Raw genomic sequence first — 22,227 nt, 5'->3', positions numbered from 1 at the left:
GTTGAGCATCGACACACCGCACATCAGGCGCGACTGGATCCCCACGGACCACTAGGGCGTATCCGATCACCCGGGAACGATCCCGGGGAAGACCCGGCTTGAACCTCCGTCCTGGAGAAGGAGATATGGAAAAGAACCACTCCGCCGACGTCGTCATCGTCGGCGGCGGCATCGGCGGTCTCACGGCCGCCCTCAGCCTGCACGCGGCCGGGATCGAGGCGCTCGTCCTGGAGTCGGCCCGGGAGATCCGGCCGCTCGGCGTGGGCATCAACCTGCAGCCCGCGGCCGTCCGCGAGCTCGACGAGCTCGGCCTGCTGGACGAGCTGGCCGCGCTCGGCGTGCCGGCCGTCGAGCAGAAATTCGTCAACAGCAGCGGCCGCACCCTCTTCGCCGAGGCGCGCGGCACGGCGGCCGGCTACAACTGGGACCTGTACTCCGTGCACCGCGGCGAGCTGCAGATGATGCTCCGGGACGCGGTCGTCGAGCGGCTGGGCCCGGAGGCGCTGCGCACCGGCGTCCAGGTCGAGGGCTTCGAGGAGACGGCGGACGAGGTCCGGATCGACGCCGTGGACCGCTCGACGGGCGACCGGGTGACCTTCACCGCGGGCGCCATGATCGGCGCCGACGGCATCCACTCCACCCTCCGCGGCCTCCTCCACCCCGACGAGGGCCCGCTCAAGTGGAGCGGCGTCACCATGTGGCGAGGCGTGGCCGAGGCCGAGTCCTTCGCCCCGGGCAACGCCGTCGTCATCGCCGTGGACGGCAAGAAGACCGGGTTCGTCGCCTACCAGATCTCCGACGCCGCCCTGAAGCGCGGCCGCACGCTGATCAACTGGGTCTGCCTCGTCCCCACCGGCAAGCCGGGCCCCCTGGGCGACGACGTCAGCTGGAACGCCCCCGGGAAGATCGAGGACTTCCTCCCGCACTACGCGGACTGGCAGTTCGACTGGGCCGACCTGCCCGAGCTCTTCGCGAAGAGCGAGCAGATCCTCGAGTACCCGATGGTCGACCGCGACCCCCTTCCGGCGTGGGGCCGGGGCCGCGTCACCCTGCTCGGCGACGCGGCCCACCCGGGCTACCCGGCGGGCGCGAACGGCGGCACCCAGGCGATCATCGACGCGCGGGTGCTCGCCTACCACCTGGCCGTCGAGTCCGACGTCGCCAAGGCGCTGGCCGCCTACGAGGCGGACCGCGCCCCGGCGACCGCCGCGATCGTCCTCGCCAACCGCGAGGTGGACCGCGTCGGCCGCAACACCTCGGGCTCGGGCACGGCTTCGGGCAAGGACCTGGAGGAGCTGACGGATTCGTACGACCGGACGACGGGGGAGGCGGAGAGGCTGAACAACAGGGCTTCGCTGACGCCGCCGCGGGTCGAGCGGGGCTGATTTGACGCGGGCGTCTTCCCGGAGGGCCGGGGGGACGCCCGTTGCAGGGCTCCCTTCCGGCGCGGGGATGGACCCGGGCCGTACGCGAGCAACCCTCGCCTGCGCGGGGTGGATTGCGTCGGCTGGGACGTGTCCCGCCGGTGGTGCAGCCGTGGATGTGCGAATTGCGGGCGTTCGGGTGTGTGCTTGCAGCGTTCATCACCCTTCAACACGACCAAAACGCCCGCAATTCACGGGCCAATGGGCGTGTGCTCACCGCATCGTGCTCAGGTCCCAATCGCTGGTTCCTTCGCGCTCCCGCAGGCTGCCTGCTCGGATGCTCCGTCCCATTGCAGGGACTCTCACGGGGCGCGCGACCTGCCCCAGGATCGTTCTCGTCCAAGCGGCTCGGGCTGCGGCATGCCTTGTGCGCCTGGCAGGAATGACCGACTCCGGTCGGGCGGCCGGGCACCGCCAGAAGTCCGCTCTGCTCCGTCCCCAGTGGCTGAGGTGGCGCACGGTGCGCGAGATCACGATGGCTGCGGTGCGGTCGGCGCGGATGGCGTCGTGCGGGGAGGGTGTCACGGGCGAGGGCAACTCCTTGGGGCGCAAGGCGCCGTACTCCGTGAAGCGGCGGGTGCCGCAGTCCGGGCAGCGTTCCTCGCCGTCGCCGGCTTCCCAGCCGGCCAGGTGTTGGCAGTGGTTCATGAGACGGCCCACGGCGTACATCAGTGGTGCTCCCTTGTGTGCGGCAGTTGGGCGTGGTGGGGGAGGAGTTGCCGGGCGGCTCGGGCGAGACCCTGGGTGTAGGTGATGGCCGAGATGTAGCCGTTTCCCGATCCCGGGGCCAGGCGGTGACGGGCGCTGCGCACGGCGGCGAGGGTGCGGACGCGGGCGGGGTTGCCCGAGGGGAGTGTGTTGGCGTACGACTCCAACTCCGTTGCGGTCACGGAGATGTAGCAGTAGAGCCGCGCGATCAGTGCATGGACGCGTTCGATGGGCGGGAGCCGCTGGTCGAGGTCTGCGGCTTCGCGGATCAGGTGGTGGATGGAGGGGCTGGGCGGGGGTGCGGTGCGGGGGTGGGCGGTGAGGCCGCCGCCGGTGTTGCCGGTGTGGGGGAAGAAGGGCATGGGGGTCCTTCAGGAGCGGCATGAGAGAGGAGCGCCAGGGCTGGTTCCCCTGGCTCGACCACATTCCCGTAGTCGCGAGTTCGGCCGCAAGGAAGACCTAAAGAGACGCCGAAACTGGCATATGCCGGATCCGGGCATGGCTTGTACGGGTACCAACTGACCCTGGAAGACTGGCAACTGCGCCTTCCCGAGGGGCAATGGGGGCGTGCTGACGCGGTGCAGAGGTGCGGCAGCGGGGTACAGCATGGGAAGGGCTCGGCAGTTGGCAGCGCGACGCGGATCGACGTTCCGTCGGAGGGAGCTCGGCAAGGAGCTCCGTCGGCTACGGGAGAGGAAGGGATTGACCACGAAGGCGGCGGCTGAGGCGATCGAGAGTTCGGAGTCCAAGCTCAACCGGGTCGAGTCCGGCCACAACCAGCTTCCTCGCGTTCGTGACCTGGAAGACCTGCTCGTCGTCTACGGCGTCACCGACCCCGCCGACCGCGACCATCTGCTGTCACTGCACCGGGACTCGCTCAGCTCCGACTGGTACCGGCCCTACAAGAACTTCATGCCCTCGGGGCAGTTGCTGTACGTGGGGCTGGAGTCGGACGCTACCGCGATGCGGGCCTGGCACTCGCAGGTCGTCTTCGGCCTGCTGCAGACCGAGAATTACATGCGAGCCATGTTCGGGATCTCGAAGCCGGTCGACGAAAGGACGACCGAGTTCGTCGAGAAGAATGTGGCTCTCCGGATAGAGCGCAAGAGGATCATTCACGATGACGATCCGGTCGAGCTCCGTGTGATCCTGGACGAGTCGGCGTTGCGCCGCATGGTCGGGAGTCCGGACGTCATGCGTGAACAGTACGAGGAGATCGAGAAGATGGCCGCTCTCGATCACGTGAGTGTGCAGATCCTCCCGCAGAGCCTGTCCACATACCGTGCGTTCGAAAACTTCGTGATCCTGGACTTCGACGCGGGATTCGATCCCGTCGTCATGCAGGACGGCCCGTCGGTGATGGCGGTGTCCGACAAGCCCCGCGAGGTCTGGAAGTACGCGAGGCGCTTCGACGCGATGCGCGAGGGAGCCCTGGCTCCGGCCAAGACCGCGGACTTCCTCCACCGACTGGCGAGAGATCGATGATTACTGACACCTGCCTGGCAGACCTGGAAGTGGCCGAAGACGAGTGCTGGTTCAAATCCTCGTACAGCATTGATACAGGGGGCGGCAGCTGCGTCTCGATAGCCGCCTTACCCGAACAAGTCGGGATACGCGACTCCAAGCGGCGTGGCGGCCGGGCGTTCGTCGTGCCCGTGCGTGCCTGGGCCTCGTTCGTCGACGAGGTCCGGTCGGGTCGGCTCGACCGCTGATGAGCGGGGAGGACCCGCACGTCCACGTCGGTGAGGACGTGATCAACGCGCACGCGGCGATCCGCACCACGATCGCGTCTACCTTCGGCCTCGCCGCCGACCTGCCGGCCTTCGTCAGCACAGGATGCGGGCTGCGCGTGCCGTATGCGATGACCTCCGCCCACCCGGAGAGCGTCACCTGCCTGCCCTGCCGCGAACACGCCCACCGTCGGCATTTGCGCTTCGCCGAACAGGTGGAGCGCATCGGCAGGATGCCCGGAGCGAGCGTCCACGGCCTCCAGGCCGACCGGGCTGCGGCGATCCATCGCGATCTGGCGCGGAGGTTCTCGGACGGGGCGCCGGACCCGGGGAATTGAGCTGGGGTACGCGGCCGTTGCCGTCGAGGAACCCTTGCATGGTGATGCCCCCGGGACCGTCCATCTGCAGACGGACGGCTCAGAGTAACCCCCGCAACGCGAGTACGACCTCAGGCTGGACGTCAGGATGTCGCAGTACGGACGACTGAGTTCGCTCCATCGTGCCGCCAAAATATGCAGAACATCCCCTGCCTACGCGGAGACGACGAGCGCGAGCGCGTGATTGGCGTGGGCCGCGGTGAGCAACCCCGCCTACGCGGGGACGACGCCCCTGTCGAGCGGAACATGCCGCCGTCGAGAGAATAACCCCCGCCTGAGCGGGGACAACCACTCCCTGGCCACCAAGGAGTCAGCGACCGCGAGCAACCCCCGCGTGCGCGGGGACCACTGGCTCGCCGAGAAATCCCGCTTGCCCCGGGCGGGACCACCCCCGCTCACGCGGGGACGACCGCTGCCAGGCCAAATCCACCGAACACTCCATGGAGCCACCCCCGCCTGCGCGGGGACGACGAACCGGGCGGGCCGTCCAGCACGATCCGCGCCGAGCAACCCCCGCCTATGGCGGGGACGGCGCGGTGCCTGGACGATCAACCGGGACACCCGCAGAGTAACCCCCGCCTACGCGAGGACGACCGTTGCATCACCGACGCCGGCATCGGCTACCTCGAGCAACCCCCGCCCACGCGGGGACGACAATACCTGAGCAAGCGTCAGGCATAGCCCCAAGGAGTAACCCCCGCTCACGCTGGGACGACCGGGTGTCATCGACCTTTGCGCGCACCGCGAACGAGCAACCCCCGCTCACGCGGGGACGACCACAGAAATGGAGCGAACACCGCGTCCGTGGCCGAGCACCCCCCCTCACGCGGGGACGACTGCCCGTGGGGCAGGCGGAGAGGTTGACCGGCGGAGCAATCCCCGCTCACGCAGGGACGACGCAACCTTGGACGGAGAATGAATCCCCAGGGCCGAGTGACCCCCGCTCACGCGGGGACGACTGCGTGGGCAACAAGCCGTTGCGGGCGATGCCCGAGCAACCCCCGCTCGCGCGGGGACGACACCGGGACCCATGGCCACCCGAGACCCGCCCAAGAGTAACCCCCGCCCACGCGGGGACGACGTTTTGCGCAGAACAATCCGCACGCTATACCCAGAGCAACCCCCGCCCACGCGGGGACGACGGTCCGGGCCGGGACGACGGGGGCGGCGTCGCCGAGCAACCCCCGCCCACGCGGGGACGACAGTGTTGGCGTCGCGTAGATCCCCCGCAAAGAAGAGCAACCCCCGCCCACGCGGGGACGACGGCCATCTCGACCGTCTCGTTGTTGACGCCCAGGAGCAACCCCCGCCCACGCGGGGACGACTCGCCGTCCAGATGGTCATCAAGCACGGAACTAGAGCAACCCCCGCCCACGCGGGGACGACTCATCAGTGGTGCAACCGTGGTGGGTCAGTGGAGAGCAACCCCCGCCCACGCGGGGACGACGACGTACGTCACCAAAAAGACCACCTACTCAACGAGCAACCCCCGCCCACGCGGGGACGACTTTGCCCGCGCGTGGGCGGCTGCCGGAGACAACGAGCAACCCCCGCCCACGCGGGGACGACCTGCGGGAGGGCACCGGCGACATCCCGCGGCGTGAGCAACCCCCGCCCACGCGGGGACGACGGCCCCACCCACCCAGCCGCCGGCGGGACCACTGAGCAACCCCCGCCCACGCGGGGACGACGGTCGGCGACGGCGGCCGGCGCGAACGGACCGCGAGCAACCCCCGCCCACGCGGGGACGACGCGCCAGCGAGCTCTTTATCTCCGGCGAGGAGAGAGCAACCCCCGCCCACGCGGGGACGACACTTGCTGACCTGCGGTGTTACCCGCATCCGTGCTCAGTTTCATTCACTTGGTTTCGGCTGCCTCGACGAGCGTGCTGTTCGGAAGACCACATCTACGTATACCTGTCAAGCCGAGAGGTTTCTGTCAGAGGCAGAGGCTAATGTGCCGAACAAGCCTGCGGAAGGGGTAGTTGATGCTGGTCACCGCCGACACGGAGTTTGATGTCATCAAGGCTCTCGGCGCGCTCTGGGGCAAATCAGAGGAGAAGGCCAACGGCCGGAAGAACCTGCTCCTTTCGCACTTACTCGACACCGCCGCGATCGCCGAGATCATGTGGGATCGGTTCCTGGCGCCTTCGACCCAGCGCGCCCTGGACGCGATCGCGGGCGGCGGGGACGGCCGAGGCCGGCGGTTCTTCGCCTGGCTGTGCGGGGTGCACGACTTGGGGAAGGCCACTCCTGCCTTTCAGAGGTTGTGGGCCAAGGGCGCCGAAGACGTTCGTGCAGCCGGGCTCACATGGCATGAGACGAGCGGGAAACAGCCCTCATGGCGGCACGACCGCGCCGGTGCCCACCTCCTCTGCGCTCTTCTCCCAGCGGCCGGCTGGCCGGAGGAACACATCGCCTGGGTGTGGCCCCTCGTAGCAGGCCATCACGGATCCTTCCCGGACAAAGGGTCCCTGAGCCCGAGGCCGAGGCTCAAAGGGCAACTGGCCGGGGACCAGCGCTGGGCAGCAGTACAACTGGCCTTACTGGAGCGCTTCACCGCGCAACTCGGCTTCGGCGGGCTCGCCGACGTCACCCCCAAGCACGTCCCCTCCCGCGCTGCCCAACTGCACCTGAGCGGCCTCATCGTGATGGCCGACTGGATCGCCAGCGACGAGAAGCACTTCTCGGGAGTCGATGAACTCGCCCTGGTGACCATGGAGTCGGCCAGGGAGCGCGCAGGCCGGGCCTGGGACGGGCTCGGCCTGCGCGGTGGGTGGGGGCACCTGCCGGAGATCGCCCCCGAGGCGTTCCTCGCGCGCTTCGGGCACGCTCCCCGCCCCTCCCAAGAGCTGGTGACGGAAGTCGCCCGGCGCATGGAGACTCCGGGCCTCCTCGTTGTCGAGGCGCCCATGGGCGAGGGCAAGACCAAGGCCGCCCTGATGGCAGCCGAGATCCTCGCCCGACGATTCGGTGCGGACGGCGTCTTCGTGGGTATGCCGACGCAGGCCACCTGCGACCCGATGTTCGGCCAGGTCCGGCAGTGGGCCGGCGCCATACACAATGAACTCACCCCGCTCGTCTCCCTCCTCCACGGCAAGCGGATGTTCAACAAGGAGTGGCGCGCCCTTCTCCAAGGGCGAACGGCGGACGAGTTCGGCGGCGTGGACGAGTACGGCGACTGTTACGACGACGATCCGTACGGAATGGAGGCCCCGGAGGCCAAGGCCCCGTCCCACGGCCCGGCCGAGTGGTTCCTCGGAGCCAAGCGCGGGCTCCTGTGCCCCTTCGTCGTGGGAACGATCGACCAGCTCCTCTTCGCCGCGACCCGTACCAAGCACGTCATGCTCCGCATGGCCGGCCTCGCGGGCAAGGTCGTGATCCTCGACGAGGTGCACGCCGCGGACGTCTACATGTCCCAGTTCCTCAAGGAGGGTCTGCGCTGGCTCGGCCAGGCCCGGGTGCCGGTCGTCCTGCTGTCGGCGACTCTCCCGCCCGCCCAGCGGAGGGAGTTGGTGGACGCGTACCTGGCCGGCGCCGCCACCCGGGAGGAGTTCACGGCCGATGAATTGCCGGATGTGCAGGGGTATCCATCCGTCACCGCCGCATGGCCGGGCCCGGACGGCACCGGTCCCCAATACCTCGTCAGGGACTGCCCCAGCTGGCGGCAGCCCGCCCTCGACGTCGCGGTCGAGCTGCTCCCGGAGCCGGTCCCTGGCCGGACGGATAGGCGCAAAGCCCAGGCGTCGGCCGACGCGTCCGTCGCCGACCACCTCGAACTCGCCCTGGACCAGGGCGGTTGCGCCCTCGTCATCCGTAACACCGTCGACCGGGCCCAAACCCTCTACGCCAGCCTGCGCAACCGCTTCGGGGCCGACAGCGTACGGCTGCTGCACGGCCGCCTCGCGGTCGGACCGCGCGCCGACCGCACGGAGGAGTGCCTGCGCCTGCTCGGCGCGCCCTCCGAGGAACACCGCCGACCGGACAGGCTGATCGTCGTGGCGACCCAGCTCGCCGAGCAGTCCTTCGACATCGACGCGGACATCCTGGTCACCGACCTCGCCCCGATCGACCTCCTGCTGCAGCGAATCGGCCGCCTGCACCGCCACGAAGGCACATCCCGCCCCGGACGGCTCGTCGCGCCACGCGTCCTGATCACCGGGGTGTCGGACGAACGGAACGCCGTGCCCAGGTTCCTCGGCGCCTCGGAGGCCATTTACGGGCGGCACCTCCTGCTCAGGGCAGCGGCCCTGGTGTACGACGCCGCGAGCCAGGGCAAGAGCTGGTCCGTACCGGACGATGTGCCCGCACTTGTCGCAACGGGCTACGACAGCGGCGACGGGGCGATCCCGCCGGCGTGGCGCGCCGATGCGGAGCAGGCCCGCATCCAATGGGAGACCGGGCAGCGCGAAAGGGCCGACAAGGCGATCCCGTATCTCCTGACCCGTCGCGGCGACCGGGAGGGCACCACCCTGGCCGGACTGCACCGCTTGGCGGTCCCGGGGGCCACCGCCGACAACTCGCTGAACTCCCTTGTCAGGGACGGCGACAGCGGCGTGGAGGTCGTCCTCGTATCCCATGAGGGCGACGCCTTCCGAACCCTGTCGGGACGTGTTCTGACCGCGAACGGGGACGTGTCCTCCGACGACCTCCTCGACGACGTGCTCGCGGGCACCGTACGACTGCCGTCGCGCTTCACCGATCAGGCGGTGAAGGAACTGCGCCCACTGCCCGGTTGGCTCGGGCACCCCCGGCTGCGGTACACCCGTGCCCTCGTCCTCGGTGCACAGCATCGCGCCGTCCTCGGCGGCAGCCGACTCCGCTACGACGAGGAACTCGGGCTGCTGGAGGAGGACATGGACGAGTCATCGTGATTTCCTTCGTTCACCCTCCCGTGAACGTTCTGTTGTGCGAGGCTGACGTCGCGTCGCTGGAAGAGAACGAGGAATCGCACGTTGTTCAACATATTGGACGAGCCGTGGCTGACCGTCCGCCCCGCCGCATCCGGCCCGGCGGAGGAAGTCGGCGTACGACAGCTTCTCCTGGAAGCCGACCGGTTCGCGGACCTGGTGGTCGACCTCCCCACGCAGAAGCCGGCCATCTTCCGCCAACTGCTCCTCCCGATCGTGGTGGACGCCTTGGGCCGCCCGGCGAACGCCGCTGGCTGGGCGGACAGATTCCGTGCCGAGTCCTTCGCACGGGACGAACGCGAGAGGCTTGATGCCTACTTCGACGAGCATCGTCACCACTTCGATCTCTTCCACCCGGACGATCCCTTCGCCCAAGTCCCCGGCCTGCGCACCGCCAAGGGAGAGACCAAGGGGTCGGCCCTGCTCGTCGCCACCGCCGCCACCGGCAACAACGTCCCGCTCTTCGCCTCGCGCACCGAGGGCGACCCTCTCGAACTGACCCCGGCGGAGGCGGCCCGCTGGCTGCTGCACACCCACTGCTGGGACACGGCCGCCATCAAGACAGGTGCCGTCGGCGACAGCAAGGTCAAAGCCGGCAAGACCACCGGGAATCCCACCGGGCCCCTCGGCCAGCTCGGCGTCGTCATGCCCGTCGGCCGGACGCTCTACGAAACCCTCCTGCTGAACATCCCCTTCGGCCAGGCCCTGCTCGGCGACGACCTGCCACAGTGGAAGCGACGTGACGCCGGTCACCCGCTCTCCTGCGCCACACCCGCCTGGGAATCCCGGGCACCGCGCGGCCTGCTGGACACCTGGACGTGGCAGTCGCGCCGCATCCGGCTGATTCCCGAAGAGACAGCGGCGGGCCTGCGCGTCACCCGGGTGATCGTCGCCGCGGGGGACCGGATCCGCCTGCTGCCCGACCATGAGCCCCACACGGCCTGGGCCGTCGACACCAGGAAGCCCACCGCCAAGTCCGCCCCACCGTCGTACCGGCCCCGCCGCCACCAACCGGGCCGGGCGGCCTGGCGCGGTCTCGACGCGCTTCTGGCCGTCAACGGCACGAGGGACGAGCGCACAGGCTTCCAGACCAGCGAACTCCTCCGCTCGCTGGCCGAGACCCGGGAGCGGCTGCCCAGCGCGTACCCCCTCCAACTGGAGCTCACCGGCATCACCTACGGCAACCAGTCGGCCGTCATCGAGGACGTCTTCTTCGACGAGATCCCGCTCCCCGTGGCCGCGCTGGACCCCGACGGCATCGTCTACGACTCCCTCCTGGAAGCCGTGGACCAGGCGGAGAAGCTCGCGAACGCGGTCAACCTCCTCTCGGCGGACCTGCGCAGGGCCGCCGGCGCCGACCCGATCCCCTGGGACAAGGGCCAGCGCCCGGGCGACACCCTGCTCCACGCCCTCGACCCACTCGTGCGGCGGCTGCTCACCGGGCTTCGCACGGCGGGGGAGGACTTCGAGCGGTCCGAGCGCGGCCTGGAGGCATGGGAGCAGCGTGCGGGACGCGAGGCGTGGCAGGTCGCCGAGCAGGTCCTCGCCACCGCCGCGCCCGGCGTCTTCACGGGCCGGACCGTGACCAGGGACGGCAAGGACTCCACCTTCCGGCTCAGTACCGCCGAGCGCGGATTCCGGAGTCGCGTCGACGGGATCCTGACCCGCCGGACAGCGGCCCGGCGTGCCACCGCTTCCTGAGCTCCAGCCCGCGTGCTGCTGTGAACGCTCCGAACAAAGGGGTACTCATGCCTGACATGCCTGACACTTCCACGCCCGCGCACACCGAGGACACGCGCCGCTACTGGACCCGGCGCATCAGGGACGACGGCACCTGGCGCACCCAGGGTGGGGTGGCGGTGCCGGCACCCGGCGAGGACCTGGCCGCTCTGCGGGCCGGGCTCGGCCGGTCCGCCGGTACGGTCCCCAAGCTCTGGCCCTTCTACACCAGCGAGACCGACGGCCGCGTCACACCCGAACTCGAAGCCGAGCACGCCGCCTTGGCGCTCTACGGCCTGCACCAGCAGGGCCGCCCCTCGCCGATGCACAGGCGGCGGGTCAGTCCCGGGACGGCCCTGCGTGCCCTCCGCGAGAGCAACCGCTTCAGCGAGGAGGCCGTCAACCGCCGCGTCGCGGCCACCGTGAGCAGCACCTCGGTCCCCGCCTTCGTCTACCGGCTCCGAGGGCTGATCGCGCAACTCCGCCTCATCAACCAGCCCCTGGACTACGACGAGCTGCTGAACAACATCAAGGACTGGCACCACACCGACGCCCGGCGGCGCGTCCGTCGCGACTGGGGACTGGCGTACTACGCCTGGGCCCCCAAGCCCGAGCAGGAATCGGCGTCCGCCGCGAAGACCTCTTGACGCAAGGCCATCGCACCCCGTCCACAGACCACAGGAGACACACACGTGGCACCCCGCGCCTACATCGACGTGCACATCCTTCAGACCGTCCCGCCCGCCAACCTCAACCGTGACGACCAGGGCAACCCCAAGGAGGCGTACTTCGGGGGAGTGCGCCGCTCCCGCGTCTCCTCTCAGGCGTGGAAGCGCGCCACGCGCGTCCACTTCGCCGAGCGGACCCCCGAGCAGGACCTGGCGACCCGTACCCGGCGGATCACCGGCGCGCTCGCCGGCCTCCTCGCCGACGGAACGGACCTGGCCGCCGAGGAGTCCGCTCGCCTGGCCGCCGCGCTGCTGGCCCCGCTGAAGATCAGCGGAGGCAAGAAAGAGGGCGACACGGCGTACCTGTTCTTCTTCGGCCGCCGCCAGCTGGAAGCCGTCGCCGCGCTCGTACGGGACCGCGCGTCCGAGCTGGCCGGGCTGGACGACGACGCGCTCGCGGCGGAGATCAAACAGCTGCCCGTGCAGGAGAAGTTCAGCACCGGACACCCCATGGACGTCGCCCTGTTCGGCCGCATGGCGGCCGACGTCCCGGCCCTGAACGTCGACGCCGCGACGCAGGTGGCCCACGCCCTGTCCACCCACGCCGTCGAGCTCGAATTCGACTACTTCACGGCCGTCGATGACGAGACGAGCAAGAAGGGGGACGAACCCGGCGCCGGAATGATCGGCACCATAGGCTTCAACTCGGCGACGCTGTACCGGTACGCGACGGTCGGACTGCACCAACTGGTGCACAACCTCTCCGACGAGGAGGCGGCGATCGCGGCCGTCGAGGAGTTCGTGAACTCCTTCGCGCGCTCGGTCCCCGGCGGCCACGGCAACTCGTTCGCCCACCGGACGCTGCCGAACCTGGTGGCCGTCGTGGTGCGCCACGATCAGCCGGTCAACCTGGTGTCCGCCTTCGAGCGTCCGGTCGACGCGTCGACGGGCATTGTGGCGGAGTCCGCCCGCCGCCTGGCACGCGAGCACGGCACAGCCGTGCGTACCTGGGGGGAGGAGCCGGCCTTCACCGCCCTCTGCCACACGCTCGCCGAGGCCGACGGGGACGGTCGGACCGCCGAGTTGCTGACGCGGACCTTCGGCGAGGCGGTCGCCTTCCCGCAACTCCTGGGCGGGCTGCGCGACCACCTCACCGAGGTGCTGAAGCAGGGCAGCCGATGAGCGGTGTCCTGGTGCTCCGGCTGGCCGGGCCGCTCCAGTCCTGGGGGTCCCGGAGCGCGTTCAACCGCCGGGAGACGGGTTCCGAGCCCACGAAGTCCGGCGTGCTGGGGCTGCTCGCGGCCGCGGCCGGACGTCGTCGCGAGGATCCTCTCGACGACCTCGTGCGGCTGCGCCTGGGGGTGCGCGTCGACCAGCCGGGCACCCTGCTGCGGGACTACCACACGGTCAGTGACTACCGGGGACGCCCGCTGCCGCAGGCCGGCGTGTCCGCCAAGGGGATTCAGAAGCCGACGTCCCCCGCCAAGTACACCCATGTGACGACGCGTTACTACCTCCAGGACGCCGTATTCGTGGCGGCTGTCGAAGGCGACGAGGATCTGCTGGCCGCCCTCGATGGGGCGGTCCGCGCACCGGCCTTTCCCCTGGCCCTGGGCCGCCGTTCCTGCCCACCCGCTCAACCGGTCTCCCTGGGGCTGCGTGACGGCGATCTCGAGACTGTCCTGCGCGAGGAACCGTGGCGGGCGTCCGAGCGGGCGCGTGAACGACACGCCGCCCGGCTCGGCCGCGAACGGGGCGCCGGCCGTGCCTTGTACCCGGAACGAATCGACTGCTCGGTGACCCTGGAGGATCCGGAGGGAGACGACATCCTCCATGACGCCCCGGTCTCCTTCGACCCGTACGCCCGCGGCTTCACCAGCCGTCGCGTACGGCACTGCTGGCTCAGCATCCCGACCGGCTTTGCTCAGCCCGACGACGACGTCTCGGACCCGGCCGCCGGGCACGACCCCTTCGCCCTGCTGGACTGGTGATCACCATGACCATGGCCATGACCTGTCTGTCCCGAATCCGCATCAACCCGCTCCGCGCGGAGAGCCGCCGCCTCCTGGCGAATCCGCGCGCCATGCACGCCGCCGTCATGGCCGGCGTCCCCGATCCCGAACGCATTCTGTGGCGCCTGGACGCCGACAATCCGCACCGTCCGCACATATTCGTCCTCACCCGCTCCAAACCGGACTGGACACACCTGGTGGAAATGGCGGGCTGGCCCGGAGCGGACGGCGAACATGCGGCGGTGCGCGACTACGCACCACTCCTCGACCGGGTCGCCGCCGGGCGGGAGTTCGCGTTCCGCCTGACGGCGAATCCGGTGCAGAACACGATGGCGCCGGCACATCCGACCCCGGCCCAGGCCGTCCGCATCGCAGCGCGGGTCGACAAGGAGCGGACGCGAGGTTTCCGCCTGGGGCACCGCACGGCTTCGGCCCAACTGGAATGGTTCCTGAACCGGACCGGCCGCTGGGGCTTCGAGGTTCCCGCGTCGCCCACCGACCCGCCGTCGCGGGAAGTCCGCATCGTCGACCGTCGCCGTAATTCCTTCGCGAAGAATGGCAGAGGCCCCCAGGTCACTTTCAACAGCGTCACGTTCGAAGGCAGGCTGCGCGTGACCGATGCCGAGCCTTTCAGGCGGCATCTGGTCGACGGGATAGGACCGTCGAAGGCGTACGGCTGCGGTCTCCTCACCCTCGCACCGCTGCCGAGGACGAAGAGCTGAGCGATGGCCGACATCTGGTGGAAAGCCGACCCGCACGATCTGCACCGCATGGTGGATCGGGTGTCCAGTGTCTACGTGGAACGCAGCCATGTGGACCGCGATGAGAACGCCGTCGTCATCGTGAACAAGAAGGAGACGGTACGGGTACCCGCGGCGATGATTGCGGTCGTACTGCTCGGTCCCGGAACCCGCGTAACTCACGGCGCGATTCGGCTGCTGGCCGACTCCGGAACGGCCGTGTGCTGGGTCGGCGAACAAGGCGTCCGGATGTACGCGGCGGGGCTCGGGCCGAGCCGTGGTGCGGGCCTGCTCCACAGGCAGGCGTGGCTGGTCACCCGCCCGAAGGAACGGCTCGCCGTGGCCAGGGCGATGTACGGTATGCGATTCCCCGGCGAGGACGTTTCCACGGCGACGATGCAGCAATTGCGCGGGCGGGAAGGCACCCGATTCCGTCGCCTGTACCAGGAACATTCACGCCGGACCGGTGTCCCGTGGAACGGCCGCGTCTACAAGGCCGGTGATGCCTTCGCGGCCGGCGACGACCTGAATCGGTTGCTGTCCGCGGCCAATGCGGCGCTGTACGGCATCTGCCATGCGGTGGTGGTCGGTTTGGGGGCGAGCCCTGGCCTCGGCTTCGTTCACACGGGTTCGGCCCTGTCCTTCGTCCTGGATGTCGCAGACCTCTACAAGGCCGAGTACACAGTGCCTCTGGCATTCGAACTCATGGCGAAGGGGCTTGTGGAGGAATGCGACGCGCGGACCGCTCTCCGGGACAGAATCGCCGAGACGAAGCTGCTCGGCCGGATCGTCCGCGACGTGAAGTCGCTTCTCGGCCCGGAGGGCGTGGACATCGATACTCCCGAGACGAGCGAACTCTGGGACGAGAGCTTGGGGACGGTCCCGGCTGGAGTGAACTGGTCCGATCCGACGTCTTCGATATCCCTCACACCGGCTGAAATGGGCGATCACCATCTCGCGGTGATAGGTCCGGAATTAGAGGCGACCACGCCCAAGGAGCAGACTCGTTGACAGTGATCGTGCTGATCGCGGCTCCCGAAGGACTCCGTGGCCACCTCACGCGCTGGATGGTCGAAGTCAACGCGGGCGTTTTCGTCGGCAACCCCAGCCGTCGCATCCGAGACCGTTTGTGGGAGCTCCTGGCCACCCGCATCGGCGACGGCCAAGTGGTCCTCGTGGAGCCTGCCTCCAATGAACAGGGGTGGGCGGTCCGGACAGCCGGCCGTGACCGATGGCGGCCGGTTGACTTCGACGGACTCATTCTGTCGGCCCGGAACCGACGCTGAGATTTCGGCTCCACGGCTGGGCTGGGGCTCGCTCGTGCTGCGAGTGCGCTGGTTGGTACGGGTGACCCCCGGTTGTGTAATGGCTGTGGGCGGCGGCCCCTTGGGGAGAAACAGGGGACCGCGCCCCCCCGCTTGCGCGGGGACGATGGGAACCACTTCGACTGGTGAGAGGGGCAGGCGGGACCATCCCCGCTTGCGCGGGGACCACTTGGCGCCACCGACTGAGGGGAGCACGCAGCGGGGCCGCCCTCGCTCGCGCGGGGATGACGCCGCGACCGTGCTGCCTGGTCCGAGGGAGAACGAGTAACCCCCGCTCGCGCGGGGACGACCGGTATCTCTGCCTTCCCATACTCCCCCCTGCAGAGCAACCCCCGCTCGCGCGGGGACGACGCGGGCACGGTGGCGGGCGGGGCGGTGTCGGGGGAGCAACCCCCGCTCGCGCGGGGACGACCGCGTCCAGGCCGTCATCGCCGACCGCCAGATCGAGCAACCCCCGCTCGCGCGGGGACGACCGGGGAAAAACTCCCCTCTGACCTCTGACACGCGAGCAACCCCCGCTCGCGCGGGGACGACGCGGGCACGGTGGCGGGCGGGGCGGTGTCGGGGGAGCAACCCCCGCTCGCGCGGGGACGACCAGTGCCGGACAACGGTCGCGACGATCGACCAGGAGCAACCCCCGCTCGCGCGGGGACGACCGTCGGCCCGTACGGCATAAACCGTCCGGACGCGAGCAACCCCCGCTCGCGCGGGGACGACGACGCTCCTCTCCGCCAGGGCTCTGAACTGCGCGAGCAACCCCCGCTCGCGCGGGGACGACGGACCGAACCTCGATCACTGTCTGGATCTACGCGAGCAACCCCCGCTCGCGCGGGGACGACTCGGCGATCTTGTCTTGAGCGAGGCCGGCGAGCGAGCAACCCCCGCTCGCGCGGGGACGACGTCGGCCGGTACACGGCCCAGGACCTCCGGCGCGAGCAACCCCCGCTCGCGCGGGGACGACGCGGAGATCCCGGATGACCTGGGCCATCGCCGAGAGCAACCCCCGCTCGCGCGGGGACGACATGTCCGGGACGATCCCCCTGCCGAATGCAGCAGAGCAACCCCCGCTCGCGCGGGGACGACGAGTTCCGGGCCATGGACGCCGACGCCACGGCCGAGCAACCCCCGCTCGCGCGGGGACGACCCTAACTGACCTGCCCGTTTCCTGGCGATCAACGTCCTTTTCATTCAGTAGCTTTGGCGTCGCCGGGACATCTTCGAACACAGAGATCAGGCTTTCATATAGCTGCCTTCCGTGTCAGCTGGTGTAACCCCGGCTGAAAGAGCTCGGAGGCGGTGAACGCATCAGCGTCGCGGCACATGATGGAGTCGCCGCGGCGTGCAGGTTCGGGGGGCCTACGCCCCTGGAGGGTGAGCGGCTGCCCGGCCTTCCCTGGGGGCGATGCAAGAAGTGTGGCAGGACCCCTGCCGACGCGCCCCCACCTGCGATACAACGGGTGAATGGTGAAGATCCTGATCTCCGCTGGCATGGAGGGTGCCACTGGTTTTGCCTCCGGCCGACCGGAGCGGGAGCGGTGTCGGTGGATGTTCACCTCGGACGTCGATGCCGCCGCGCGTGGGTTCTTCGACGGGGGAGCTCATCAGGATCGGGATCCCGTTCGTGGGGTACCACGCGGGGCGGAGGGGGCGCCGGCGCATACGTGCCTGTGCGGCGCGCGGGCAAGTGAGGGGATGCCCAGCTCTCCCGTCGCGGCCGAATACGGTGTGCCGGTGGTGCTGGTGACCGGGGTCGGCCGGACGTGCGAGGGCGCGAAGGGGTATGCGCCTCGGGCCCGTTCGGGCACCGTCGAGGAGAATGTGTCGCGGTATGTGGCGGTGTGTCGGGCTTCCGGGCGTACGGCCGAGGTGGTTCGGGAGGCTGCCCGGGGCGTCGTCGGGCACGCGGCGCGGCGCGAGCCCGTGCAGGCCGGGCCGTTCGATGTCAGGCGTCCAGCCGGGGGCGTGAGCGTCGCGCAGGCGGGCGAGCGGCAGGTTTCCTCCACCACGTCGAACATGTTCGAGGCGATCCGTTGCCCCCAGGCGGTCACCACCGTCGTGGCGGCGGCGGTGGAGGAAGCGTATGGGTGATGGGACCGTGGGGCGGGTGGACGGGCGCGCGCTGGAGGAAGCGGTGCGGTTCACCTCCGAGCTGATCCGGATCGACACCACCAATCGGGGCTGCGGCGACTGCCGGGAGCGGCCGGCCGCCGAGTACGTGGCCGAGCGGCTCGCCGAGGCCGGGATCGAGCCGCTGGTGCTGGAGAAGAAGCCGGGGCGGACGAACGTCGTGGCGCGGATTCCGGGGGCCGATCCTGCGGCGCCGGCGCTGCTCGTGCACGGGCACCTGGACGTCGTGCCGGCCGAGCCCGCCGATTGGTCGGTGCATCCTTTCTCCGGGGAGGTCCGGGACGGGCTGGTCTGGGGGCGCGGCGCGATCGACATGAAGGACATGGATGCGATGGTGCTCGCGCTTGTCCGGGCCTGGGCGCGCGCCGGGGCCGTGCCGCCGCGGGACATCGTGCTCGCGTTCACCGCCGACGAGGAGGACAGCGCGGATGTCGGTGCCGCCTTCCTGGCGGGGGAGCACGCGGCGCTGTTCGAGGGGTGTACGGAGGCGATCGGGGAGTCGGGGGCCTACACCTTCCACGCGGACGGGGGGCTCCGGCTGTACCCGGTGGGCGCGGGGGAGCGTGGCACGGCCTGGCTGGAGCTGACCGCGCACGGGACGACCGGGCACGGCGCCAAGGTCAACCGGGCCAACGCCGTCTCGCGGCTGGGCGCCGCCATCGGCCGGATCGGCGCGTACGAGTGGCCGGTGCGGCTGACCCCGGTCGTCCGGGCGGCGCTGGACGAACTGGCCGCCGCACATGGCATCGAGGCGACGGGACCCGTCGACGAACTGCTCGACAAGCTCGGCAGGGCCGCCGTCCTCGTGGCGGCGACCGTGCGCAACAGCGCCAACCCGACCGTTCTGACCGCCGGTTACAAAGTCAACGTCATCCCGGGCACGGCCACGGCGATGATCGACGGCCGTACCGTCCCGGGCGGCGACGAGGAGTTCGCCGCCACCATGGACCTGTTGACCGGGCCGGACGTGGACTGGTCGTATCTCCACCACGAGCCGGCCCTGCAAGCGCCCGTCGACACGCCGCTGTTCGCGCGGATGCGCGCGGCGCTGGAGCACTTCGACCCGGACGGGCGCGTGGTGCCGTTCTGCATGTCCGGGGGCACGGACGCCAAGCACTTCGCGCGGCTCGGCATCAAGGGGTACGGCTTCGCCCCGCTCAAGCTGCCCCCGGGCTTCGACTACCAGGGGCTGTTCCACGGCATCGACGAACGGGTGCCGGTGGACGCGCTGCACTTCGGTGTCCGCGTCCTGGACCGTTTCGTCATGCACGACCACCCGAGAACCCTCAACGAGGAGGCGTAGAGATCATGGTGCCCACACCCACGGCGCCCTGCGGAACCTGGCCGTCCCCCGTGGACGCCGCCCTCGCGGCGGCCAACTCCATACGACCCGGCTTCGTGGGAACGGTCGGTGACGAGGTGTGGTGGGTCGAGTCCCGCCCGGAGGAGGGCGGGCGCCAGACGCTGGTGCGCCGCCGGCCGGGCGGCGCCGAGACCTGCGCGTTGCCGGCCCCCTGGAACGTCCGCAACCGGGTGCACGAGTACGGCGGCCGGCCGTGGACGGCGGCGGCCCGGGCCAGGGGCGGCCCGCTCGTGGTCTTCACCCACGCCGCCGACCAGCGGCTCTATGCCTGGGAGCCCGACGGCGCCGCACCGCCCCGGCCGCTGACGCCCGTGTCCCCGGTCGGCGGCGGGCTGCGCTGGGCGGACCAGGTCCTGGTCGGGGACGAAGTCTGGTGCGTACTGGAGGAGTTCACCGGCCCGGGCCCGCTGGACGTGCGGCGGGTGATCGCCGCGGTGCCGCTGGACGGCGGCGCGGCCGACGACCGCACGGCGGTGCGGGAACTGACCGACGGGAAGCACCGGTTCGTCACCGGGCCGCGGCCGTCGCCGGACGGGACGCGGGCGGCCTGGCTCGCCTGGGACCACCCGCGGATGCCGTGGGACGGCACCGAACTGCGCATCGCGCGTATAGAAGGGGGCCGGTTCGCCGATACGCGGACCGTCCTCGGCGGGCCGGGGGAGTCCGTCGCCCAGGTGGAGTGGGCGGCGGACGGATCGCTGCTGGCCGCCACCGACCGGACGGGCTGGTGGAACCTGCACCGGGTGGACCCGGAGGGCGGCGAAGCCGTCAACCTCTGTGCCCGCGAGGAGGAGTTCGGGGGGCCGCTGTGGCAGCTGGGGTCCCGCTGGTTCGTCCCGCTGGCCGGCGGGCTGATCGCCGTGCTGCACGGGTTCGGCGGGAAGTCGCTCGGCGTGCTCGACCCCGAGACGGGGGTGCTGGCCGACGCGGCCGGGCCGTGGACGGAGTGGATGCCGGCCCTGGACGCGCACGGTCCCCGGGTCGTCGGCGTCGCGGCGAGCCCCACGACCGGGTTCGAGGTCGTCGAACTGGACACCCGGACGGGCCGGGCCCGGGTGATCGGGGCCCGGCACCGGGACGCCGTGGACCCGGCGTACTGCTCGCGGCCGGTGGCCCGGACGTTCGCCGGGAAGGACGGCCGGGAGGTGCACGCCCACGTCCATCCGCCGCGCAATCCGGAGCGGGAGGTTCCGGCGGGCGAGCTGCCGCCGTTCGTGGTGCGGGCGCACGGCGGGCCCACCGGCCGCCGGCCGCTCGCCCTCGACCTGGAGATCTCCTACTTCACCTCGCGCGGCATCGGCGTCGCCGAGGTCAACTACGGCGGTTCGACCGGCTACGGGCGCGCCTACCGCGAGCGGCTGCGCGGGCAGTGGGGCGTGGTGGACGTCGAGGACTGCGCCGCCGTCGCCGAGGCGCTGGTGGCCGAGGGCGTCGCGGATCCGGCGCGGCTGGCGGTCCAGGGCGGCAGCGCGGGCGGCTGGACGACGGCCCTGTCGCTGGCGACGACGGACCTCTACGCGTGCGGCACGCTGCTCTTCCCGGCGCTGGAGCCGGGGGACTGGGCGGAGGGCGGCACCCACGACTTCGAGTCGCGGTATGTGGAGAGCCTGATCGGGACGCCGGACGTGGCGCGCGAGCGGTCGCCGCTGCGCCGGGCCGGGGACATCAAAGTGCCGTTCCTGCTGCTGCAGGGGCTGGACGACCCCGTCTGCCCGGCCGCGCAGAGCGAGCGGCTGGCGCGGGCGGCGGCGGAGCGCGGGCTGCCGCACGCCTACCTCGCGTTCGAGGGGGAGGGGCACGGGTTCCGGCGGGCGGAGACGCTGGTCCGGGCGCTGGAGGCGGAACTGGCGCTGTACGCCCGGGTGTTCGGCTTCGCGGCGGAGGGGGTGCCGGAGCTGGGGCTCGCCCACTGATATACGCGTGACGGAGACTGGCGGGGGCGGTGACGGAGTCCGGCGGAGGCCGGCGAAGTCCGGGGCGGAGAACCTGGGGTAACCCCGACGGGGGAGCCCGGCGGGAGCCGCCCCGGCGCCCCACACGCCCGCCGATTCCCTCCCCCACCAGACGTGTGTAAGGTAAGGCTTACCTTATTCAAGCGGAAGTGGTGGGGAAGCGTCGTGGAGCAGTCAGAACTCTCCGGCCGGGTCGCGCTGGTCACCGGCGCCGGGCAAGGCATCGGCGAGGCCGTCGTCCGGGCCCTCGTCGAACGGGGAGCCCGGGTCGCGGCCCTGGACCTGGTGCCCGACGGCGTCGAGAAGCTCGCGGCCGACCTCGGCGACGGACGGGTCGCCGCCCACACCGCCGACGTCGCCGACAGCGCCGCCGTCGAGGCCGTCGTCGAGGAGGTCGAACGGACCCTGGGCCCGCTCGACATCCTCGTCAACGTCGCCGGGGTCCTGCGCCCGTCGCCCGTCGTCGAGCTCACCGACGAGGTGTGGGAGCGCACCTTCGCCGTCAACTCCACCGGCGTCTTCACCGCCTCCCGCGCCGCCGCCCGCCGGATGGCCGCCCGCCGCAGCGGGTGCATCGTCACCGTCGGCTCCAACGCCGCGGGCGTCCCCCGCACCGGCATGGCCGCCTACGCCGCCTCCAAGGCCGCCGCCACCATGTTCACCAAGTGCCTCGGGCTCGAGCTCGGCCGCAGCGGCGTGCGCTGCAACGTCGTCTCGCCCGGCTCCACCGACACCGCCATGCAGCGCCAGCTGTGGGACGACGACAAGCCGCCCGCCAAGGTCATCGACGGCGATACGGAGACGTACCGCACCGGCATACCCCTCGGCCGGATCGCCCAGCCCTCGGACGTCGCCGAGGCCGTCGCCTTCCTCGTCTCCGACCGCGCCCGGCACATCACCATGCACGACCTGTACGTCGACGGCGGGGCCACACTGCGCGTCTGACGGACCGTCCCACCGGCCCGGAGCGCCCGCTCGGACGGCCGGTACCGGATCACACCCACCGCCCGAGGGGCCGGCCGGCGGCCGGCCGCCCCCCCCCCCCCCAGCCCCGGGCCCCGCGCCCCCGCGGGACCGCGCCCCCCGGGGCCCCCGCGCAGCACCGGACCCCCCCGCCCCCCGGCCCCCACCCCCCCCCCACCCCGCCGCGGGCCCCGCCACCCTCCGCCCCCC

Annotated in this window: 18 protein-coding genes and 2 CRISPR repeat arrays; of the genes, 16 read left to right on the top strand and 2 right to left on the bottom strand. The window is 70.9% G+C overall.

Features of this window, described 5'->3' with window-relative positions; genetic code table 11:
* Window positions 1–125 precede the first annotated feature (125 nt).
* Window positions 126–1,385: an FAD-dependent monooxygenase gene (locus I5Q34_RS29165; protein ID WP_199895444.1), complete on the top strand. Its 1,260-nt coding sequence runs from the start codon at window positions 126–128 to the stop codon at window positions 1,383–1,385.
* Between the two features lie 252 nt (window positions 1,386–1,637).
* Here I5Q34_RS29165 and I5Q34_RS36180 read toward each other — a convergent pair whose 3' ends face one another.
* Both I5Q34_RS36180 and I5Q34_RS29160 read right to left on the bottom strand, forming a co-directional pair.
* Window positions 1,638–2,072: a DUF6255 family natural product biosynthesis protein gene (locus I5Q34_RS36180; protein ID WP_374193081.1), complete on the bottom strand. Its 435-nt coding sequence runs from the start codon at window positions 2,070–2,072 to the stop codon at window positions 1,638–1,640.
* A gap of 20 nt (window positions 2,073–2,092) precedes the next feature.
* A complete protein-coding gene (locus I5Q34_RS29160; protein WP_199895443.1) occupies window positions 2,093–2,494 on the bottom strand; it encodes a DUF6415 family natural product biosynthesis protein in 402 nt (133 codons plus the stop codon).
* Window positions 2,495–2,738: 244 nt separating this feature from the next.
* Between I5Q34_RS29160 and I5Q34_RS29155 the strand changes: the two genes are divergently transcribed.
* The 15 genes from I5Q34_RS29155 (at window position 2,739) to I5Q34_RS29085 (ending at window position 21,999) form a co-directional block, all read left to right on the top strand.
* Window positions 2,739–3,617 (top strand): helix-turn-helix transcriptional regulator, encoded by an 879-nt coding sequence (locus tag I5Q34_RS29155; protein WP_307811767.1) that lies wholly within the window; start codon window positions 2,739–2,741, stop codon window positions 3,615–3,617.
* Complete coding sequence (locus tag I5Q34_RS29150; protein WP_199895441.1) at window positions 3,614–3,844, top strand: DUF397 domain-containing protein; 231 nt, start codon at window positions 3,614–3,616, stop codon at window positions 3,842–3,844. The genes I5Q34_RS29155 and I5Q34_RS29150 overlap by 4 nt, the downstream gene beginning before the upstream one ends.
* Window positions 3,844–4,200, top strand: coding sequence for a hypothetical protein (locus I5Q34_RS29145; RefSeq protein ID WP_199895440.1), 357 nt, complete (start codon window positions 3,844–3,846; stop codon window positions 4,198–4,200). The genes I5Q34_RS29150 and I5Q34_RS29145 overlap by 1 nt, the downstream gene beginning before the upstream one ends.
* Window positions 4,201–4,379: 179 nt before the next feature.
* Window positions 4,380–6,052: direct repeats of the CRISPR family, unit length 28 nt; unit sequence GAGCAACCCCCGCCCACGCGGGGACGAC.
* 174 nt (window positions 6,053–6,226) lie between these two features.
* Entirely contained in the window at window positions 6,227–9,112 is a 2,886-nt protein-coding gene (gene cas3, locus I5Q34_RS29140) for a CRISPR-associated helicase Cas3' (RefSeq protein ID WP_199895439.1), read from the top strand.
* Between the two features lie 81 nt (window positions 9,113–9,193).
* Complete coding sequence (casA, locus tag I5Q34_RS29135; RefSeq protein ID WP_199895438.1) at window positions 9,194–10,849, top strand: type I-E CRISPR-associated protein Cse1/CasA; 1,656 nt, start codon at window positions 9,194–9,196, stop codon at window positions 10,847–10,849.
* 47 nt (window positions 10,850–10,896) lie between these two features.
* Complete coding sequence (gene casB / locus I5Q34_RS29130; protein WP_199895437.1) at window positions 10,897–11,514, top strand: type I-E CRISPR-associated protein Cse2/CasB; 618 nt, start codon at window positions 10,897–10,899, stop codon at window positions 11,512–11,514.
* 45 nt (window positions 11,515–11,559) lie between these two features.
* Window positions 11,560–12,717, top strand: coding sequence for a type I-E CRISPR-associated protein Cas7/Cse4/CasC (gene cas7e / locus I5Q34_RS29125; RefSeq protein WP_199895436.1), 1,158 nt, complete (start codon window positions 11,560–11,562; stop codon window positions 12,715–12,717).
* A complete protein-coding gene (cas5e, locus tag I5Q34_RS29120) occupies window positions 12,714–13,526 on the top strand; it encodes a type I-E CRISPR-associated protein Cas5/CasD (RefSeq protein ID WP_199895435.1) in 813 nt (270 codons plus the stop codon). Before cas7e ends, cas5e begins: the two co-directional genes overlap by 4 nt.
* Before the next feature lie 17 nt (window positions 13,527–13,543).
* The gene (gene cas6e, locus I5Q34_RS29115) at window positions 13,544–14,269 is read left to right on the top strand and encodes a type I-E CRISPR-associated protein Cas6/Cse3/CasE (protein WP_199896034.1); all 726 of its coding nucleotides are present in this window, start codon (window positions 13,544–13,546) and stop codon (window positions 14,267–14,269) included.
* 3 nt (window positions 14,270–14,272) lie between these two features.
* Window positions 14,273–15,298, top strand: coding sequence for a type I-E CRISPR-associated endonuclease Cas1e (gene cas1e / locus I5Q34_RS29110; protein ID WP_199895434.1), 1,026 nt, complete (start codon window positions 14,273–14,275; stop codon window positions 15,296–15,298).
* A complete protein-coding gene (cas2e, locus tag I5Q34_RS29105; protein ID WP_199895433.1) occupies window positions 15,295–15,573 on the top strand; it encodes a type I-E CRISPR-associated endoribonuclease Cas2e in 279 nt (92 codons plus the stop codon). The genes cas1e and cas2e overlap by 4 nt, the downstream gene beginning before the upstream one ends.
* 119 nt (window positions 15,574–15,692) lie before the next feature.
* A CRISPR array of direct repeats spans window positions 15,693–16,756; the repeat unit is 28 nt; unit sequence GAGCAACCCCCGCTCGCGCGGGGACGAC.
* 320 nt (window positions 16,757–17,076) lie between these two features.
* Window positions 17,077–17,700, top strand: a complete 624-nt coding sequence (locus I5Q34_RS29100) for a M55 family metallopeptidase (RefSeq protein WP_199896033.1) — start codon at window positions 17,077–17,079, stop codon at window positions 17,698–17,700.
* Entirely contained in the window at window positions 17,693–19,042 is a 1,350-nt protein-coding gene (locus I5Q34_RS29095) for a M20/M25/M40 family metallo-hydrolase (protein WP_199895432.1), read from the top strand. Before I5Q34_RS29100 ends, I5Q34_RS29095 begins: the two co-directional genes overlap by 8 nt.
* 5 nt (window positions 19,043–19,047) lie before the next feature.
* Window positions 19,048–21,015: a prolyl oligopeptidase family serine peptidase gene (locus I5Q34_RS29090; RefSeq protein ID WP_199895431.1), complete on the top strand. Its 1,968-nt coding sequence runs from the start codon at window positions 19,048–19,050 to the stop codon at window positions 21,013–21,015.
* A 204-nt stretch (window positions 21,016–21,219) separates the two neighbouring features.
* Complete coding sequence (locus I5Q34_RS29085; protein ID WP_199895430.1) at window positions 21,220–21,999, top strand: 2,3-dihydro-2,3-dihydroxybenzoate dehydrogenase; 780 nt, start codon at window positions 21,220–21,222, stop codon at window positions 21,997–21,999.
* The last annotated feature ends 228 nt before the right edge of the window (window positions 22,000–22,227 follow it).

The sequence above is a fragment of the Streptomyces sp. AV19 genome (genome assembly GCF_015999245.1).
Taxonomy (GTDB): domain Bacteria; phylum Actinomycetota; class Actinomycetes; order Streptomycetales; family Streptomycetaceae; genus Streptomyces.
The sequence above is the reverse complement of the archived record's forward strand: the minus strand, read 5'-3'. Positions and strand labels throughout refer to the sequence as shown.

What these genes read in the sequence shown, in the direction of transcription:
- cas5e (WP_199895435.1), top strand. Translation starts at nt 12,714, where the DNA reads ATGAGCGGTGTCCTGGTGCTCCGGCTGGCCGGGCCGCTCCAGTCCTGG.
- I5Q34_RS29155 (WP_307811767.1), top strand. Translation starts at nt 2,739, where the DNA reads ATGGGAAGGGCTCGGCAGTTGGCAGCGCGACGCGGATCGACGTTCCGT.
- I5Q34_RS36180 (WP_374193081.1), bottom strand. Translation starts at nt 2,072, where the DNA reads ATGAACCACTGCCAACACCTGGCCGGCTGGGAAGCCGGCGACGGCGAG.
- casB (WP_199895437.1), top strand. Translation starts at nt 10,897, where the DNA reads ATGCCTGACATGCCTGACACTTCCACGCCCGCGCACACCGAGGACACG.
- I5Q34_RS29090 (WP_199895431.1), top strand. Translation starts at nt 19,048, where the DNA reads ATGGTGCCCACACCCACGGCGCCCTGCGGAACCTGGCCGTCCCCCGTG.
- I5Q34_RS29095 (WP_199895432.1), top strand. Translation starts at nt 17,693, where the DNA reads ATGGGTGATGGGACCGTGGGGCGGGTGGACGGGCGCGCGCTGGAGGAA.
- cas6e (WP_199896034.1), top strand. Translation starts at nt 13,544, where the DNA reads ATGACCTGTCTGTCCCGAATCCGCATCAACCCGCTCCGCGCGGAGAGC.
- I5Q34_RS29150 (WP_199895441.1), top strand. Translation starts at nt 3,614, where the DNA reads ATGATTACTGACACCTGCCTGGCAGACCTGGAAGTGGCCGAAGACGAG.
- I5Q34_RS29165 (WP_199895444.1), top strand. Translation starts at nt 126, where the DNA reads ATGGAAAAGAACCACTCCGCCGACGTCGTCATCGTCGGCGGCGGCATC.
- cas1e (WP_199895434.1), top strand. Translation starts at nt 14,273, where the DNA reads ATGGCCGACATCTGGTGGAAAGCCGACCCGCACGATCTGCACCGCATG.
- cas3 (WP_199895439.1), top strand. Translation starts at nt 6,227, where the DNA reads ATGCTGGTCACCGCCGACACGGAGTTTGATGTCATCAAGGCTCTCGGC.
- I5Q34_RS29160 (WP_199895443.1), bottom strand. Translation starts at nt 2,494, where the DNA reads ATGCCCTTCTTCCCCCACACCGGCAACACCGGCGGCGGCCTCACCGCC.
- I5Q34_RS29145 (WP_199895440.1), top strand. Translation starts at nt 3,844, where the DNA reads ATGAGCGGGGAGGACCCGCACGTCCACGTCGGTGAGGACGTGATCAAC.